At 67.3% G+C, this 17035-nt stretch carries 16 protein-coding genes; 11 read left to right on the top strand and 5 right to left on the bottom strand.

Annotation, left to right across the window (positions count from 1 at the left end):
- Positions 1 to 4 precede the first annotated feature (4 nt).
- The 5 genes from ABEA07_RS13085 to ABEA07_RS13065 form a co-directional block, all read right to left on the bottom strand.
- Positions 5 to 445, bottom strand: a complete 441-nt coding sequence (locus ABEA07_RS13085; RefSeq protein ID WP_345538330.1) for a MaoC family dehydratase — start codon at positions 443 to 445, stop codon at positions 5 to 7.
- 70 nt (positions 446 to 515) lie between these two features.
- Positions 516 to 1811: a benzoyl-CoA 2,3-epoxidase subunit BoxA gene (gene boxA / locus ABEA07_RS13080; RefSeq protein ID WP_345538329.1), complete on the bottom strand. Its 1296-nt coding sequence runs from the start codon at positions 1809 to 1811 to the stop codon at positions 516 to 518.
- A gap of 119 nt (positions 1812 to 1930) precedes the next feature.
- On the bottom strand, positions 1931 to 3358 hold the full coding sequence (gene boxB, locus ABEA07_RS13075) for a benzoyl-CoA 2,3-epoxidase subunit BoxB (protein WP_345538328.1): 1428 nt from the start codon (positions 3356 to 3358) through the stop codon (positions 1931 to 1933).
- Between the two features lie 28 nt (positions 3359 to 3386).
- Complete coding sequence (boxC, locus tag ABEA07_RS13070) at positions 3387 to 5057, bottom strand: 2,3-epoxybenzoyl-CoA dihydrolase (RefSeq protein WP_345538327.1); 1671 nt, start codon at positions 5055 to 5057, stop codon at positions 3387 to 3389.
- Positions 5058 to 5257: 200 nt separating this feature from the next.
- Positions 5258 to 6187 carry a helix-turn-helix transcriptional regulator gene (locus tag ABEA07_RS13065; protein ID WP_345538325.1) on the bottom strand — a complete coding sequence of 310 codons (930 nt, stop codon included), beginning with the start codon at positions 6185 to 6187 and terminating at the stop codon, positions 5258 to 5260.
- Between the two features lie 152 nt (positions 6188 to 6339).
- Here ABEA07_RS13065 and ABEA07_RS13060 point away from each other — a divergent pair, with 152 nt between their 5' ends.
- The 11 genes from ABEA07_RS13060 (at position 6340) to ABEA07_RS13010 (ending at position 16562) form a co-directional block, all read left to right on the top strand.
- On the top strand, positions 6340 to 6804 hold the full coding sequence (locus ABEA07_RS13060) for a 4-hydroxylaminobenzoate lyase (RefSeq protein WP_345538324.1): 465 nt from the start codon (positions 6340 to 6342) through the stop codon (positions 6802 to 6804).
- 143 nt (positions 6805 to 6947) lie between these two features.
- Entirely contained in the window at positions 6948 to 8507 is a 1560-nt protein-coding gene (locus ABEA07_RS13055; protein WP_345538323.1) for a 3,4-dehydroadipyl-CoA semialdehyde dehydrogenase, read from the top strand.
- Between the two features lie 58 nt (positions 8508 to 8565).
- Entirely contained in the window at positions 8566 to 10125 is a 1560-nt protein-coding gene (locus tag ABEA07_RS13050; protein ID WP_345538322.1) for a benzoate-CoA ligase family protein, read from the top strand.
- Positions 10122 to 10940, top strand: a complete 819-nt coding sequence (locus tag ABEA07_RS13045; protein WP_345538321.1) for an alpha/beta fold hydrolase — start codon at positions 10122 to 10124, stop codon at positions 10938 to 10940. Before ABEA07_RS13050 ends, ABEA07_RS13045 begins: the two co-directional genes overlap by 4 nt.
- Positions 10941 to 11024: 84 nt before the next feature.
- Positions 11025 to 12194 (top strand): ABC transporter substrate-binding protein, encoded by a 1170-nt coding sequence (locus ABEA07_RS13040; protein ID WP_345538320.1) that lies wholly within the window; start codon positions 11025 to 11027, stop codon positions 12192 to 12194.
- 144 nt (positions 12195 to 12338) lie between these two features.
- On the top strand, positions 12339 to 13211 hold the full coding sequence (locus ABEA07_RS13035; protein WP_345538318.1) for a branched-chain amino acid ABC transporter permease: 873 nt from the start codon (positions 12339 to 12341) through the stop codon (positions 13209 to 13211).
- A 2-nt stretch (positions 13212 to 13213) separates the two neighbouring features.
- Entirely contained in the window at positions 13214 to 14170 is a 957-nt protein-coding gene (locus ABEA07_RS13030; protein WP_345538316.1) for a branched-chain amino acid ABC transporter permease, read from the top strand.
- Positions 14167 to 14919 (top strand): ABC transporter ATP-binding protein, encoded by a 753-nt coding sequence (locus tag ABEA07_RS13025; RefSeq protein WP_345538315.1) that lies wholly within the window; start codon positions 14167 to 14169, stop codon positions 14917 to 14919. The genes ABEA07_RS13030 and ABEA07_RS13025 overlap by 4 nt, the downstream gene beginning before the upstream one ends.
- Before the next feature lies 1 nt (position 14920).
- Positions 14921 to 15622, top strand: coding sequence for an ABC transporter ATP-binding protein (locus ABEA07_RS13020; RefSeq protein WP_345538314.1), 702 nt, complete (start codon positions 14921 to 14923; stop codon positions 15620 to 15622).
- A gap of 216 nt (positions 15623 to 15838) precedes the next feature.
- Positions 15839 to 16189: a type II toxin-antitoxin system Phd/YefM family antitoxin gene (locus tag ABEA07_RS13015; protein WP_345538313.1), complete on the top strand. Its 351-nt coding sequence runs from the start codon at positions 15839 to 15841 to the stop codon at positions 16187 to 16189.
- The gene (locus ABEA07_RS13010) at positions 16182 to 16562 is read left to right on the top strand and encodes a type II toxin-antitoxin system RelE/ParE family toxin (RefSeq protein WP_345538312.1); all 381 of its coding nucleotides are present in this window, start codon (positions 16182 to 16184) and stop codon (positions 16560 to 16562) included. The genes ABEA07_RS13015 and ABEA07_RS13010 overlap by 8 nt, the downstream gene beginning before the upstream one ends.
- Positions 16563 to 17035 lie beyond the last annotated feature (473 nt).

Below are 17035 nucleotides of genomic sequence, written 5' to 3'. Positions count from 1 at the left end.
CCTCTCAGTGCGCCGCGAGCTTGAACAGGCTCGTCGCCTCCAGGTCCAGCGCCAGCTGATCGCGCTGGTTGAACAGCCGCCAGCGCCAGCGCAGGATGCCCAGCGTCGGCCGCTTCTCCGATCGACGCACCTCGATCACGTCGGCCACCAGCCGCAGCGAGTCGCCAGGCCGCACCGGGTTCGGCCACTTGACGTAGGCCAGCCCCGGCGAGGCGAAGGACTCCGAGCCTTCCAATGCGGCCTTCGCCACCAGGCGCATCGCGATGCCGCCGGTGTGCCAGCCACTCGCGATGAGCCCGCCGAAGGGCCCCTCGGCCGCTGCGCTCGGATCGGTGTGAAACCACTGCGGGTCGTAGGCGTTGGCGAACTGCAGCACCTCGGTCTCGGTGACGACATGGGGGCCGGCCTCGATGACCTGGCCCTCGTGGAACTCGGCAAATTTCATCCTCCGAGCCTATGCGAAAAGCCCACTTGTGCAAGGAACACCGCGGCGCGAAGCCTGGGGGAGAGCATGTTCAGTAGGTCTCCAGGTGCAGGCGACCTTCGCGCTTGAGCAAGGCGCCGACGGTGTCCCAATCGAGCCCGGCTTCCACGGCGACGTCGCGCAGCGCCAGCACCACGCCCTCTTCCATGCTCTTCAGGCCGCAGACGTAGAAGTGGCTCTGCCCGTCCTTCAGCATCGCGGCCAGGTCGGCGGCGCGCTCGCGCATGGCGTCCTGCACGTAGCGCTTGGGCTGGCCCGGCGTGCGCGAGAAGGCGAAGTTGATGTCGATGAAGTCCTTCGGCAGGTTCTGCAGCGGTCCGAAATAAGGCAGCTCCTGCTGCGTGCGGGCGCCGAAGAAGAGCATGAGCTTGCCTCCCTCGAACTTGCCGCTCTTGCGCAGACGCCGGCGCCACTCGGTCATGGCGCGCATGGGTGCGCTGCCGGTGCCGGTGCAGATCATCACGATGTGCGACTTCGGATGGTTCGGCATCAGGAAGGAGGTACCGAAGGGGCCGATGACCTGCACCTTGTCGCCCACCTTGAGGTCGCACACGTAGTTGCTGGCCACCCCGCGCACAGGGTTGCCCTGGTGGTCCTGCAGCACGCGCTTCACCGTCAGCGAGATGTTGTTGTAGCCGGGCCGCTCGCCGTTGCGCGGACTGGCGATCGAGTACTGGCGGGCGAAGTGCGGCTTGCCGTTGGCGTCCAGCCCCGGCGGGATGATCGCGATGGACTGGCCTTCGAGCACCGGGAAAGGCATGCTGCCGAAATCCAGCACGATGTGGTGCGTCTGGTTCTCGTAGCCGGCCTCGGTGCAGTTGAAGTTGCCGACCACGGTCGCGGTGGTCGGGCTCTTCGGCGGGAAAAGGTTGGTGTACGCATGCGCGGCCGACCAAGGCGGGACGGTCGCGCCGTACTGTGCGGAGTTGAAGGGCACCTCGCCGGGCGCGGCCACCGGCTGGGGCACGGCCGCGGGCTGGGCCTGCGCCTGCGCCTGGATCACCACCTCGTCGGCCGAGGCCACGCCCTCGGCCTCGAGCTGCTCGGAGGTGAGTTCGGCGGGGAGCTCGTCCCAGGTGAACTGCTCCTCGATCGAGTAGGCGCGGGCCGCGGGCATGGTGCGCCAGTTGTCGATCGACCCGGTCGGGCAGGGCGAGATGCAGGCCATGCAGCCGTTGCACACGTCGGCCCGCACCACGTAGTTGCGGTCGTCGTGCGTGATGGCGTCGACCGGGCAGGTCGCCTCGCAGGTGTTGCAGCGGATGCAGATCTCGGGGTCGATCAAGTGCTGCTTGATGACGCCGACTTGGATGGTGGCCATGTCCATTGTTTTTTCTCCTTTCCCTCTCCCCTCGGGGAGAGGGTCGGGTAAGGGGCTACGGCGCCGGTCGCGGGCCCGCCGCCCCTCACCCCTGCCCTCTCCCCGGCGGGAGAGGGAGTTTCGGGTCAGCCGAAGCGAACGTACTCGAAGTCGACCGGCTGGCGGTTGATGCCCATCACCGGCGGTGCGATCCAGTTGGCGAACTTGCCGGGCTCGACCACACGGCCCATCAACGATGCCACGAAGGCGAAATCTTCGCCGGTGGGCAGCCACTCGCCCTTCTTCGCGGCCCACTCGGCCTCGCTCACCACGCGGCCCTCAGGCGACATCTTGATGCCGGCGAGCGCGCCGATCTGGCGGTTGAAAGCCTTGTGCGGCACGGTCAGGCGGGTGGGGATGCCGGCCTTCTCCAGCACCTTGTTCCAGCGGCTCACGCCGGCCACGGAGTCCTTGATGAAGTCGTCGCGCAGCACTTCGTTCAGGGCGTTGAGCATGGGCACGTCCTTCTCGACCAGCTGGCCGTTCTGGACTTCGAGCACCTTGTAAGTCTGGCCCTTGAGCACGTGGTCGTCGGTGCGCTTGCCTTCTTCGTAGCGGCCTTTCAGGCCCGAGCTGTAGAAGGTGGCGGCGTTGCTCGACTGGTCGGCGCCGAAGAGGTCGATGGTGACGCTGTAGTGGAAGTTCAGGTAGCGCTGGATGGTGCCCAGGTCGATGGCGCCGGCGGCACGCACCTTGGCCGGGTCGTCGGTCTTGAGGTCGTTCATCACCTGCGCGGTGCGGGTGAGCACGCGCGAGACGCCGCTCTCGCCCACGAACATGTGGTGGGCTTCCTCGGTCAGCATGAACTTCGTGGTGCGCGCCAGCGGATCGAAGGCGCTCTCGGCCAGGGCCGAGAGCTGGAACTTGCCGTCGCGGTCGGTGAAGTAGGTGAACATGAAGAAGGCCAGCCAGTCCGGCGTCTTCTCGTTGAAGGCACCCAGGATGCGCGGGTTGTTCTCGTCGCCCGACTGGCGCTGCAGCAGGGCCTCGGCCTCTTCGCGGCCGTCGCGGCCGAAGTGCTTGTGCAGCAGGTAGACCATGGCCCACAGGTGGCGGCCCTCTTCCACGTTGATCTGGAACAGGTTGCGCAGGTCGTACATGCTGGGCGCCGTCAGGCCCAGGTGGCGCTGCTGCTCGACCGAGGCCGGCTCGGTGTCGCCCTGCGTGACGATGATGCGGCGCAGGTTGGCGCGGTGCTCGCCGGGGACGTCCTGCCAGGCCTTCTCGCCCTTGTGGTCGCCGAAGTGGATCTCGCGGCTGGCATCGCCCGGATTCAGGAAGATGCCCCAGCGGTAGTCGCGCATCTTCACGTGGCCGAACTGGGCCCAGCCCTGCGGGTCCACGCTGACGGCGGTGCGCAGATAGACCTCGTAATTGGTCGAGCCCTCGGGGCCGACGTCGTCCCACCAGTGGATGAAGTTCGGCTGCCAGCCTTCGAGCGCACGCTGCAGCGTGCGGTCTTCGCCGAGGTTGACGTTGTTGGGGATCTTCTCGCTGTAGTTGATCGTGCTCATCGTGGTTCCTTGCAAAGAGTTCCGAGGGTCAGACGCGGTTCAGGTCAAAGCCGGCTTTCTGGCCGGTGCCGTAGACCTTCAGGGCACCCTTCTCGCCGACGGCGTTCGGGCGGTTGAAGATCCAGTTCTGCCAGGCGGTGAGCCGGCCGAAGATGCGGGTGAGCATGTTTTCCTGGCTGGCGAAGCGCAGGTTGGCTTCCAGCCCGGTGAGGGCGTCGGGCGACATGGCGGCGCGCTCCTCGATGGCGATGCGGATCTCGTCCTCCCAGTCGATGTCGTCGGGCGCGGTGGTGACCAGGCCGAGCTGCAAGGCCTGGTCGGCGTCGAGCGCCTTGCCGGCGGCGGCGCGGGCGGCCTCGAGCGGGGCGCTCTCTTCGTAGAAGCGGCGCTGCAGGCGAGTCTGGTCGTTCACCATCGGGAAGAAGCCGAAGTTGAACTCGTCGAGCTGGAGCTTCGGGGCGCGCTCGGGCTCGTCGGGCAGGGCCAGCATGTAGGCGCGGTCGGCCGCGAAAGCCAGCTCGGCCAGCGTGCCGGCGAAGCAGGAGCCGGCCTCGATCAGTGCGAACAGGCTGCGCGAGGACACGTCCAGGCGGGCCAGCGTGCGGCGCAGGGCGCCGATGGTTTCGCGCACCAGCCAGTGGTCCTGGTGGGCGAGCATCGTCTGGTCGCTGGCCAGCACGGCCTGGGCGTCGCCCTCGGTCTTGAGCAGCCAGGTGCCGATGTCGAGTTCGTTGGTGCGCAGGTTGAGGATGGCGTCGTCGAGCTGGCGCACCATCGCGAGCGGCCACCAGGCGGCGCCGGCGGCTTCGATGCCGGCGACGTCGGTCGGCTGTGCGCCGGTGGGGGCCTTCACGGTCAGCGTGGCGGTGCGGCGGGCGCGGTCGATCTCGACCGTGACGTGCTCGTAGCGGATGCTGTCGGGCCCGTCCTCGCGCTCGACGCGGGTGAGCTGCACGCCCTTGGCGCCAGCGGGGCGCGGGCTGCCCTCGGCCAGCTTGGCGGCGCGCTCCTGCACGGCGGCGGCGAACTGGGCCGGCTTGGCGATGGCATCGACCAGGCGCCAGTCGACCGCGCGCTGGCCGCGCACGCCTTCGACGCTGGTGCAGAAGATGTCGGCCAGGTCATGGCGCACGTGGCGCTTGTCGGTGACGCGGGTCAGGCCGCCGGTGCCGGGCAGCACGCCCAGCAGCGGCACTTCGGGCAGGGAGACGGAGGAGGAGCGGTCGTCCACCAGCAGGATCTCGTCGCAGGCCAGGGCCAGCTCGTAGCCGCCGCCGGCGCAGGCGCCGTTGACGGCGGCCAGGAACTTCAGGCCCGAGTGCTTCGAGGAGTCCTCGATGCCGTTGCGGGTCTCGTTGGTGAACTTGCAGAAGTTGACCTTCCAGGCATGGCTGGAGACGCCCAGCATGAAGATGTTGGCGCCGGAGCAGAAGATGCGGTCCTTGTCGCTGGTGACGATCACCGAGCGCACTTCGGGGTGCTCGAAGCGGACGCGGTTGAGCGCGTCGTTGAGCTCGATGTCCACGCCCAGGTCGTAGCTGTTGAGCTTGAGCTTGTAGCCGGGGCGGATGCCGCCGTCTTCCGCAATGTCGAGCGAGAGACGGGCGACGGGGCCCTCGACGCTGAGCTTCCAGTGGCGGTATTGGGTCGGGTCGGTGCGGTAGTCGACGCGGGCGGGGTGGGCAGCGGTCTCGGTCATGCGCGGTCTCCTGCGGAAGGGCCTGGGGGTGAATGAACAATAATGCACTTGGCTGACGCCATGACATGCATCATCATGCATGTTAATGAGCGCGTCAAGCCCAACGCGAATTTTTTTGCAACTACCAATGTTTGTAGCTACCAGAATTGGTAGCTACAAATATTGGTAGGTGCCCTCCCTCGCAAAAACTGGTAGGTAACTCAACCGCCCCGGCTCATGGCCTCGCGCACGGCGGTGCGCAGCGCCTGGAAGCTGTGAGGCAGGTCCTTCCCACTGGTGTCCACGCTGATGTCGGCCTTGGAATAGAACGCGGCCCGGCCGGCCAGGATGCGGCGCAGGTCGTCCATGGCCTCCTTGCTGGCGGCCATGGGACGGGTGTCGCCCTGGGCGGCGACGCGGCCCATGTGCTCCTCGGGCGCGGCCTGCAGCCAGACGGTGGTGCAGTGCGTCAGCAGCTCGTTGAAGGTCGCCGGGTCGGAGACGACGCCGCCGGGGGTGGCGATGACCACTTCCGCGTAGATCTGAACCGTCTCTTCCAGGGCGCGGCGCTCGTAGCGGCGGTAGGCGTTGGTGCCGTACAGGTCGTGGATCTCGCGCACGCTGCAGCCGGCCAGTGCTTCGATCTCGCGGCTGAGCTCGATGAAGGGCACGTCCAGGTCGTCGGCCAGCATCTGGCCGAGCGTGGACTTGCCGGCGCCGCGCAGGCCCACCAGCGCGATGCGCCGGTGGCGCGCCGGGTCGCCGGCGGCGGTGCCCAGCAGTTCGCCCAGGGCGATGCGGGCGCGGCGCAGGTCGGCCTCGCTGCGGCGCTCCAGCAGCTCCCGGATCAGCAGCCATTCGGGCGAACTGGTCGTGACATCGCCCACCAGCTCCGCCAGCGAGCACTGCAGCGCGGTCGCCACCTGCTGCAGCACCAGGATGGAGGCATTGCCGATGCCGTATTCGAGATTCGCCAGGTGCCGCTCGGACACCTCGGCCGCCTGCGCCACCGCCTTGCGGGTGAGACCGCGGCGCGCCCGCAGGTTGCGCACGCGTTCGCCCAGGGCCACCAGGAGCGGGTTCTTCGCTTCGTCGGCCGCCGGGGCCGCGTCGGCGGGCGCGATCAGCACCGCCTCGGCTCGGTCATTCATGTCGTCCTGCCATCATTAGGGTAAACACCATATATGCACTATATTGCTTGACACCTTTTATGCCGGTGCTTATGGTTCATGCACAGGCAAGATACTGCACGCAGCGATTTGCCGCAAGTTCGAGTTTCCAACCCATGCATGAGCACCCCACGATGTCCAAGGAATCCTTCCACCAGATCGTCGCCGACGTGACCACGCAGATCGCCGGCCGCCCGCTCAACGACGAGCTCGACCGCTGGCTCAACACGGTGCACGGGCCCGGCAGCGAAAGCTACCAGCGCCTGAAAGAGGCGTGCATCGACGGCGTGGCCGAAGGCTGGCTGTGCGATCGCGAAGGGGGCGGCATCAAGTATGGCCGGGTCTTCAGGCCCGAAGCCGCGCTAGCCGGCTTCTCGGTCGACGTGGTGGACATGCAGGACATCCAGGGGCCGCACCACACGCATCCGAACGGCGAGATCGATCTGATCATGCCGCTGGAAGGCGATGCGACCTTCGACGGCCGGCCGGCCGGATGGTGCGTGTACCCGCCCGGCTCGGCGCACCACCCCACGGTGGCCAGCGGCCGCGCCCTGGTCCTCTACCTCCTCCCCGAAGGCCAGATCCAATTCACGAAATGACGCTCTCGCCCAGGCTTGAGATGACGCTCTCCCCCAGGCTTGCTCACTTCGTGTAGCCGCCAGCCCCCTCACCGGGGGCAACACCAGCGGCCCGGCAAAGCCAGTTCCGCGGTGTTCCCCGAATAGATACCGGAGCCAATGCAATGACCGAACTTCTCTCCAACTACGTGGCCGGCCGCTGGCAGGCCGGCAGCGGCGCCGGAACGCCGCTCTTCGACCCGGTGCTGGGGACCGAGCTGGTCCGCGTCGACGCCGGCGGGCTGGACCTGGGCGAAGCCTTCTCGTTCGCCCGGGAGACCGGCGGCGCCGCCCTGCGCGCCCTCACTTACAAGCAGCGCGCCGGGCTGCTGGGCGCGATCGTCAAGGTGCTTCAGGCCCACCGCGATACGTACTACGAGATCGCGACCGCGAACTCGGGCACGGTGAAGAACGACTCGGCGGTGGACATCGACGGCGGCATCTTCACGCTCGGCCAGTACGCCAAGTGGGGCGATGCGCTGGGCGATGTGCACGCGCTGCGCGACGGCGATGCGGTCAAGCTGGGCAAGGAGCCCCTCTTCCAGTCGCAGCACCTGCAGGTGCCCACGCGCGGCGTGGCGCTCTTCATCAACGCCTTCAACTTTCCATCCTGGGGCCTGTGGGAGAAGGCGGCGCCCGCGCTGCTCTCCGGCGTGCCGGTGATCGTGAAGCCGGCCACCGCCACCGCCTGGCTGACGCAGCGCATGGTGCGCGACGTGGTCGAGGCCGGCGTGTTGCCAGCCGGCGCGCTGTCGGTGGTCTGCGGCAGCTCCGCCGGTCTGATGGATCAGCTGCAGGGTTTCGACGTGGTGTCCTTCACCGGCTCGGCCGACACGGGCGCGGTGATCCGCTCGCATGCCGCGGTGGCGCAGCGCTCGGTGCGGGTGAACATCGAGGCCGACAGCCTGAACTCCGCCCTGCTGCTGCCCGATGCGACGGCCTACAGCGAGGCCTTCAAGCTGCTGGTGCGCGAGGTCGTGCGCGAGATGACGGTGAAGTCGGGCCAGAAGTGCACCGCCATCCGCCGCATCCTGGTGCCGGCCGCGCTCTACGACGCGGCGGCCGAAGCGATTGGCGCGAAACTGGCCGGCGTCACCGTCGGCAATCCGCGCAACGAGAGCGTGCGCATGGGTTCGCTGGTGAGCAAGGCGCAGCTGAACGCGGTGCGCGAGGGGCTGGATGCATTGAAGGCGCAGGCCGCCGTGCTGTACGACGGCAGCCAGGCCAGGCTGGTCGATGCCGACCCGGCCGTGGCCGCCTGCATCGGCCCTGTGCTGCTGGGCGCGCGCGATGCCGATGCCGCGCAGGTGGTGCACGACGTGGAGGTCTTCGGCCCCGTCTCCACCCTGCTGCCCTACCGCGACCTGGACCACGCGATCGCGCTGGCGCATCGCGGCCAGGGCTCGCTCGTCACCTCGCTCTACGGCGCCGACGAGGCCGCGCTGGGCCGGGCCGCGGTGCAGCTGGCCGCCAGCCACGGCCGCGTGCACGTGATCACGCCCGAGGTGGCGCAGGCCCACACGGGGCACGGCAATGTGATGCCGCATTCACTGCATGGCGGACCGGGCCGCGCCGGCGGCGGCGCCGAGCTGGCAGGGCTGCGGGCGCTGGACTTCTACCATCGCCGCGCCGCGGTGCAGGCCGCGCCGGGCGTGCTGGGCCAGCTGGGCCTGGCGCAGGCCTGAGCCACCACCGCGCTACCACGACGGAACACGAGATGACGGGGACCTGAGGAACGACACGATGAGCCTGCCTGCCCAATTCAACTTCGCCGAACACCTGTTCGCCCTCAACCGCGGCCGCGCGCAGAAGGCCGCCTACGTGGACGACCGCGGCACCCTGAGCTACGGCCAGCTGGAAGAACGCGCGCGCCGCCTGGCCGCGGCCCTGCTCGCCGCCGGCGTGAAGCGCGAGGACCGCGTACTGCTGCTGATGCTCGACACCGGCGACTGGCCGGTGAGCTTTCTCGGATCGCTCTACGCCGGCGTGGTGCCGGTGGCGGTCAACACGCTGCTGACCGCGGACGATTACGCCTACATGCTCGCCAACAGCGAGGCGAAGGGTGCGCTGGTCTCGGGTGCACTGGCGGAGACGCTGGTGAGGGCCCAGCGCAAGAGCGGCCAGGCGCTGCAGGCCCTCTTCGTCTCTCAGCCCGCCGGCGAGCTGCCCGAGGGCGCGCAGGAGTTCGAGGCCGCGCTCGCCGCGCAACCGCCGCTGGCCGAGCCCGCCCCGACCGCGCCCACCGACCATGCCTTCTGGCTCTATTCTTCCGGCTCCACCGGCAAGCCCAAGGGCACCGTGCACACCCACGGCAACCCGTGGTGGACGGCCGAGCTGTACGGCAAGCCGGTGCTGGGCCTGACCGAGAACGACGTCTGCTTCTCGGCCGCGAAGCTCTACTTCGCCTACGGCCTGGGGAATGCGCTGACCTTCCCGCTCTCGGTCGGCGCGACCGTGCTGCTGATGGCCGAGCGGCCCACGCCCGACGCGACCTTCAAGCGCTGGACCGGCGAGCACAAGCCGACCGTGTTCTTCGGCGCCCCCACCGGCTTCGCCGGCATGCTCGCCTCCCCCAACCTGCCGGCGCGCGAGGCGGTGTCGCTGCGCATGTGCTCCTCCGCCGGCGAAGCGCTGCCGGGCGAACTGGCGCAGCGCTTCAAGCAGCATTTCGGCTGCGAGATCATCGACGGCATCGGCTCCACCGAGATGCTGCACATCTTCATCTCCAACCGGCCCGGCGACATCCGCTACGGCACCACCGGCCGCCCGGTGGAAGGCTACGAGATCGAGCTGCGCGGCGAAGACGGCCGGCCCGTGCCCGTGGGCGAAGTGGGCGACCTGTACATCAAGGGCCCCAGCACCGCCGTGATGTACTGGAACAATCCCGAGAAGAGCGCCGAGACCTTCCGCGAGGGCTGGACCAAGAGCGGCGACAAGTACTCGCGCGATGCCGACGGCTACTACACCTACGCCGGCCGCAGCGACGACATGCTCAAGGTCAGCGGCATCTACGTCTCGCCCTTCGAGGTCGAAGCCACGCTGATGCAGCACCCCGCCGTGCTCGAAGCCGCGGTGATCGGCAAGGAAGACGCCGACGGCCTGACCAAGACCAAGGCCTTCGTGGTGCGCAAGGCCGGCCAGCAGGTGACGGACGAGGAACTCAAGGCCTTCGTGAAGGAGCGGCTCGCGCCCTACAAGTACCCGCGCTTCATCGAGTTCGTGGACGAACTGCCGAAGACGGCCACCGGCAAGATCCAGCGCTTCCGCCTGCGCGAGCGGGAGATGCCGGAGAAGGCTGCGTGAGCGCGTCCACCGGATTCGCCGCCGTTCCGTGGCGGGGGAGAGAGGTGCGCGTCGAATACGTGCGCATTGCGCCGGAACGCACCGACGCGCCGCTCGTGGTGTTCCTGCACGAGGGCCTCGGCTCCGTCGCGATGTGGAAGGACTTCCCCGAGCGCCTGTGCGAGGCCGGCGGCTTTCGCGGGCTGGTGTTCTCGCGCCCCGGCTACGGCCAGTCGACCCCGCGCGAGCCCGACGAGTTCTGGGACGTGGACTTCATGCACCGCCAGGCGCACGAAGTGCTGCCTGCCTTCTTCGAAGCCATCGGCCTCACGGAAAAGCCCTGGCTCTTCGGCCACAGCGACGGTGGCTCGATCTCGCTGCTGTACGCCGCACGCTTCCCGGACAGGGTGGCCGGCCTGGTGGGGCTGGCGCCGCACATCTTCGTGGAGGACGTGACGGTCGCCAACATCGAGCTGGCGCGAAAGGCCTACCTGGAGACCGATCTGCCCACGAAGCTGAGCCGCTACCACGCCGATGTCGACTCGGCCTTCTGGGGCTGGAACCGCATCTGGCTGCACCCGCCCTTTCGCGACTGGAACATCGAGGCCGAGCTCGATGCCATCCGTTGCCCGGTTCTTGCCATGCAGGGCATCGACGACGAATACGGGACCCTGGCCCAGATCCGCGGCATCGCCGAGCGTGTGCCGGGGACGAAGCTGCTGGAAATCCCGCACTGCGGGCATTCCCCGCACCGCGATCAGCCCGAACAGGCGATAGTGGCGGCCGTTTCGTTCATCGCCAACCCCGGGGAAAGTCTGTATTTAAGCCGTAAATAGTTTAGCGCTAAAGTACTTTCTTTCCCGATGCCCAGTCGGGCGGCCGATGGCCTTCGTTCCAACTACCAACCCAAGGAGATCTCCATGACCACCCGCATCGCAGCACGCACCACCCTGACGGCCCTTGCGCTGGCCTGCGTCGCCACCCTGGCGAACGCCCAGCAGGGCAAGCTCAAGGTCGGCCTGATGCTGCCCTTCAGCGGCACCTACGCCGCGCTGGGCGTCGCCATCGAGAACGGCTTCAAGCTCAACGTCGAGGAACACGGTGGCAAGCTGGGCGGCCGCGAGATCGAGTACATCAAGGTGGACGACGAGTCCGACCCCGCCAAGGCCACCGACAACGTCAACAAGCTGATCAAGCGCGACAACGTCGACGTGATCATCGGCACCGTGCACTCCGGCGTCGCGATGGCCATGGCCAAGGCCGCCAAGGAAAGCGGCACCGTGCTGATCGTGCCCAACGCCGGCGCCGACGCGGTGACGGGCCCGATGTGCGCGCCCAACATCTTCCGCAGCTCCTTCTCGAACTGGCAGCCGGCCTACGCCATGGGCGAAGTGGCGGCCAAGCAGGGCAAGAAGACCGCGATGACCATCACCTGGAAGTACGCGGCCGGCGACGAGTCGGTGGCCGGCTTCAAGGAAGGCTTCGAGAAGGGCGGCGGCAAGGTGCTCAAGCAGCTGACCGTGCCCTTCCCGAACGTGGAGTTCCAGGCCCTCTTGACCGAGATCGCGGCGGCCAAGCCCGATGCGGTGTATTCCTTCTTCGCGGGCGGCGGCGCGGTCAAGTTCGTCAAGGACTACGCGGCGGCCGGTCTCAACAAGAACATCCCGCTCTACGGCCCCGGCTTCCTGACCGACGGCACGCTGGACGCGCAGGGCGAATCGGCCCAGGGCATGCTGACCACGCTGCACTACGCGGACGGCCTCAACACTCCGCGCGACAACAAGTTCCGCACCGAGTACGCCAAGATGTTCAAGCTGCAGCCCGACGTGTACGCCGTGCAGGGCTACGACGCCGCGCAGATGCTCGCCATCGGCCTGGGTGCGACCAAGGGCGACATCAGCAAGAAAGCCGAGTTCGCCGCCGCCATCGAGAAGGCCAAGATCGACAGCCCGCGCGGCACCTTCACCGTCGGCAAGTCGCACAACCCGGTGCAGGACATCTATCTGCGCAAGGTGGAAGGCAAGGAAAACAAGGTCGTGAACGTCGCCGTGAAGGGCCTCGCCGATCCCGCGCGCGGCTGCCGTATGTGACCACCCCCGTCCCTCGCTCACTTCGTGTAGCTCGACTCCCCCCTCAAGGGGGCGACACCAGCGGCCCGGCAAAGCCGGTTCCGCGGTGTCTCCCGAACATCGCGGCGCTTCGCACCTGCTCCCTTCCAGAAAGCTGAGATCAACGTGGATTTCGGTACCTTCCTCGTCCAGTGCCTGAACTCCGTTCAGTACGGGCTTCTGTTGTTTCTGGTGGCCTCGGGGCTCACGCTGATCTTCGGGATCATGGGCGTGATCAACCTGGCCCACGGCAGCTTCTACATGATCGGCGCGTACATGGCCTTCGCGCTCGCGCCGCTCTTCGGCAACCAGTTCATCGTCATGCTGCTGGCCGGCGTGGCGCTGACGGCGCTCTTCGGCTACGTTCTGGAGTGGGCGTTCTTCAGCTACCTCTATCAGCGCGACCACTTGCAGCAGGTGCTGATGACCTACGGCCTGATCCTGGTCTTCGAAGAACTGCGCTCGCTGCTGGTGGGCAACGACGTGCACGGCGTGCCCGTGCCCTCGTGGCTGGACGGCAGCTTCGCGCTGGGCAGCCTGATGAGCTACCCGTGGTACCGACTGTTCGCGTCGGCCGCCTGCATCGTGCTGGCGATCGGCCTCTACTACGTGGTGAACCGCACGCGGCTGGGCATGATGATCCGCGCCGGCGCGAGCAACCGCGACATGGTGCGGGGCCTGGGCATCGACATTCGGCGCCTGTACCGCATCGTCTTCGCCGCCGGCGTGGCGCTCGCCGCGCTGGCCGGCATGATCGCCGCGCCCATGTCCTCGGTGTATCCGAACATGGGCGCGAGCGTGCTGATCATCTGCTTCGTGGTGGTGGTGATCGGCGGCATCGGCTCCATCACCGGGGCGCTGGTGGCCTCGTTGCTGGTGGGCTTCGTCGACACCTTCGGCAAGGTCTTCTTCGCCGACCTGGCGGGCATGGGCATCTACGTGCTGATGGCCATCATCCTGATCTGGCGCCCTGAAGGCCTCATGGGCAAGAAGACCTGAACATGAAGAGCCTTTCCAACTTTCTGCCGCTGATCTGCGCCATCGCGCTCGCGGCCCTCGGCCCCTTCCTCGGGCCGTACCTCGGCGACCTGGTCGTCAAGGTGATGATTCTGTCGATCTTCGCGCTCAGCCTGGAGCTGCTGGTCGGCATGACCGGGCTGGTGAGCCTGGGCCACGCGGCCTTCTACGGCATCGGTGCGTATGCGACCGTGCTGGCCTCCGGCAAGGAAGGCGGCAACATCGCCGTGCTGCTGCCGCTGGCCATGGGCTGCGCGGCCGCGTACGCGCTGGTCACCGGCGCCTTGAGCCTGCGCACGCGCGGCGTGTACTTCATCATGGTCACGCTGGCCTTCGCGCAGATGGCCTTCTTCGTCTTCCACGACACGCCGGTGGGCGGCGGCAGCGACGGCATCTACATGTACATCCGCCCGGCGCTGGGCGCGCTGGACCTGGAGAACAGCAAGGTGCAGTTCTACTTCGTGCTCGGCGCGCTGGTTTTCACGTATGGCTTGCTGGCACTGATCCGCCGCTCGCGCTTCGGTGCGGCGCTGGCGGGCATCCGCGTCAACGAGCAGCGCATGCGCGCGGCGGGCTTTCCGGTGTATGGCTACAAGCTCGCGGCCTTCGTCATCGCGGGTGCGCTGGCGGGGCTGGCGGGCTTTCTGGTCGCCTCGCGCGACGGCGTGGTCAACCCCGAGCTGCTGGCCTGGCACAACTCGGGCGAGGTGCTGCTGATGATCATCCTCGGCGGGCTGGGCCACCTGCGCGGCGCGGTCATCGGCGCGGTGGCCTTCACGCTGCTGAAGGAGCTGCTGTCCACCCACGCCATCGTGGGGCCGCTGGCCGACCACTGGCAGCTGACGCTGGGCCTGTGCATCATCGCCTTCGTCGCGCTGCTGCCCAAGGGCATCGTCGGGCTGCGCGTGCGGCTCGCGCCGAAGAAGGAGGCCACGGCATGAGCACCACGAAGCTGCTGGCAGTCGACAGCCTGACCCGCCGCTTCGGCGGGCTGGTCGCGGTCAACAAGGTCACGCTGGATCTGCACCTCGGCGAGGTGCACGCGGTGATCGGGACCAACGGGGCGGGGAAGTCCACGCTGATCAACATGCTCTCGGGCGAGATCGATGCCTCGGAAGGGCGCATCACGCTGGACGGCGAGGACATCACGAGGCGCGCGCAGTTTCGCCGCGCGCTGGCCGGGGTGGGGCGCAGCTACCAGCGCACCACCATCTTCCCGGAGTTCACCGTGCTGGAGAACTGCCGCCTCGCGGCGCAGGCCAACACGCCGAAGCCGTGGGCCATCTGGCAATCGTCGGCGAGCTGCGGCGACAGCAATGCGGCCGCGCGCGAGGCGCTGGAGGCGGCAGGGCTGGCCAATGTGGCCGGGCGCGTTGCCGGGACCTTGAGCCATGGCGCCAAGCGGCAGCTGGAAGTGGCGATGTGCCTGGCCACCAAGCCGCGCGTGCTGCTGCTGGACGAGCCGCTCGCCGGCATGGGGGCGGAGGAGACCGAGCGCATGCTCGCGCTGCTGTCCAACCTGAAGACCACGCATGCGATCCTGCTGGTGGAGCACGACATGGATGCGGTGTTCCGCATTGCCGACCGCATCACGGTGATGGTGAACGGCACCGTGATCGCGAGCGGCGACCCGGGCTCGATCCGCACGAACCCTGAAGTGCGCACGGCCTACCTGGGCGAGGACCATTGAGATGCTGCAGATCGAAGGGCTGAATACCTACTACGGGGACAGCCACATCCTGCGGGGTGTGGATGTGAGCCTGCCTGCGGCGACGTCGGTGGGGCTGCTGGGGCGCAACGGGATGGGGAAGACCACCTTGATCCGGTCGCTGATGGGCTACGTGCGGCCGGCGTCGGGGCGCGTGAAGATGGACGGGCAGGACGTGACCGGCTGGGCGCCCGAGAAGATGGCGCGGCGGGGGATCGGGTATGTGCCGGAGGGGCGGGGGATTTTTCCCAATCTTTCCGTGCGCGAGAACCTGGTGATGAGCGCGCGGGCAGGCATCGACGGGAAGCGGGAGTGGACCTTCGATCGGGTGATGACGACCTTTCCGCGACTCACCGAACGCTTGTCGCATGGGGGGCAGCAGCTGTCGGGCGGGGAGCAGCAGATGCTGTCGATCGGGCGGGCGTTGATGACGAATCCGCGGTTGCTGATTCTGGATGAGGCGACTGAGGGGTTGGCGCCGTTGATCGTGGCGGAGATCTGGCGGGTGATCGGGGAGATTCGCGCGACAGGGATTGCGACGCTGATCGTGGACCGGGATTGGCGGAAGGTGCTGGGGAATACAGAGCAGGCTGTGGTGATGGAGAAGGGGCGGATTGTGAGGCAGGGGCCGTCTGCCGGGCTGCTGGCGGAGCCTAAGGTGTTGGAGGAGTTGTTGGGGGTGTGAAGGCGGCGGCACCGGGGAGGTGCATGCGCCTCTGAAAGTCACCAGGCCGAGTCGCAAAGTCACCAGGTCGGCTCACAAAGTCACCAGCCCTGATCACAAAGTCACCAGCCCACCCAGCAGAGTCACCACGCGAAGGGGGCGGGACTTGTTGGCGGTGTAGACCGGATTTGCAGGTAGACTGCACAGAATTCTGTCATCTCCCTCATTGGAGCAGCCATGGGCTTTTCGACCAGTGATGTTGTGCCTTTCACCCAGGCACGTGCCAATCTCTCCGAACTGGCTGAACAAGCCAAGGCCGGTGCGGAGAAGATCATCACGAAGAACGGCGAGAGTTATGTCGCCTTGATCGACGCAGACCGCCTGGACTATTACCACCGCCTAGAGCGCGAGCGCATTCACCTGCTTTTGATCGAGGACGCGAAGCGCGGCCTCGCAGATATTGCGGCCGGACGCACCTACGAGGCGGATGCCGCCATCGCCCAGCTTCAGCAACGCCGGAAAGGGTCGACAGCGAAGGCGGCCCCTCGTCGGGCCAGTACCGCCACCGTTGTGAGAAAGCGTGGCTGAAGGCGCCTACCGGGTCGAGCTGGCAGCGAGCTTCCTGGAGCGCCTGGACACCATCGAAGCCTTCTTGGCCGAGGCGGATGCGGCCTTTGCGTTCGACAACCTGTTGGCGGCATTGCGCGCCACGGTCATTCCGAATTTGGGCCGCTTTCCACGCATCGGGCGCCGCTATCTGGACAACCCGCCGCAGTCGGCCGAGGCGCTGGCCCAATTCAGTGCGCTACCGCCGGGTGCCGCTGATTCCTTGAGGGAGTACCTGCACGGTGACTACCTATTGCTGTACACGGCAATGGAGGCCAACAACACGGTCTATTTGCTGTCGATCCGACATCACCGTCAGCTGACATTTGACTTTTCGGCTTATTGGCCGAGGTGAGCGGACCAGGCGGCGCTGGTGGAAGCGTGGACGCGATCCTGCTGGTGGAGCACGACATGGACGCGGTGTTTTTTGGCGGAGACCTGGCGGGTGATCGGGGAGATCCGCGCGACTGGATGCAACGCTGATCGTAGCCATTCGGCTCGCCTTCGCGATGGCATCGACGCCGATGACGCCGGTCGCCCCGGCGCAATTCTGGACCACGATGGGGTGCCCTACGCTTGCTCCACGTGACGAACCTCACGGTCCGTATCGGTGGCACGCCTGCCGCCTATGGAGTGGATTTGATCTCCAATATCCATACCGATCTTTAGCAGCACCGCTAAGCGATTGATTTGCCGAGCACGCACCCTCCCCCTCGCGTCCATAGTTTTCCATAGGGGTTCATAGACGTCCTTAGACGTCCATAGCCTGGCGTCAACGCTCCTCATCAACCACCGTGTAGAACGCCCAGCGCCGTTCACCGTGCTGCG

This window comes from Variovorax defluvii (assembly GCF_039541515.1).
GTDB lineage: Bacteria > Pseudomonadota > Gammaproteobacteria > Burkholderiales > Burkholderiaceae_C > Variovorax > Variovorax defluvii.
Note: the sequence above shows the minus strand (reverse complement) of the source record. Positions and strands in the feature narration are given on the sequence as shown.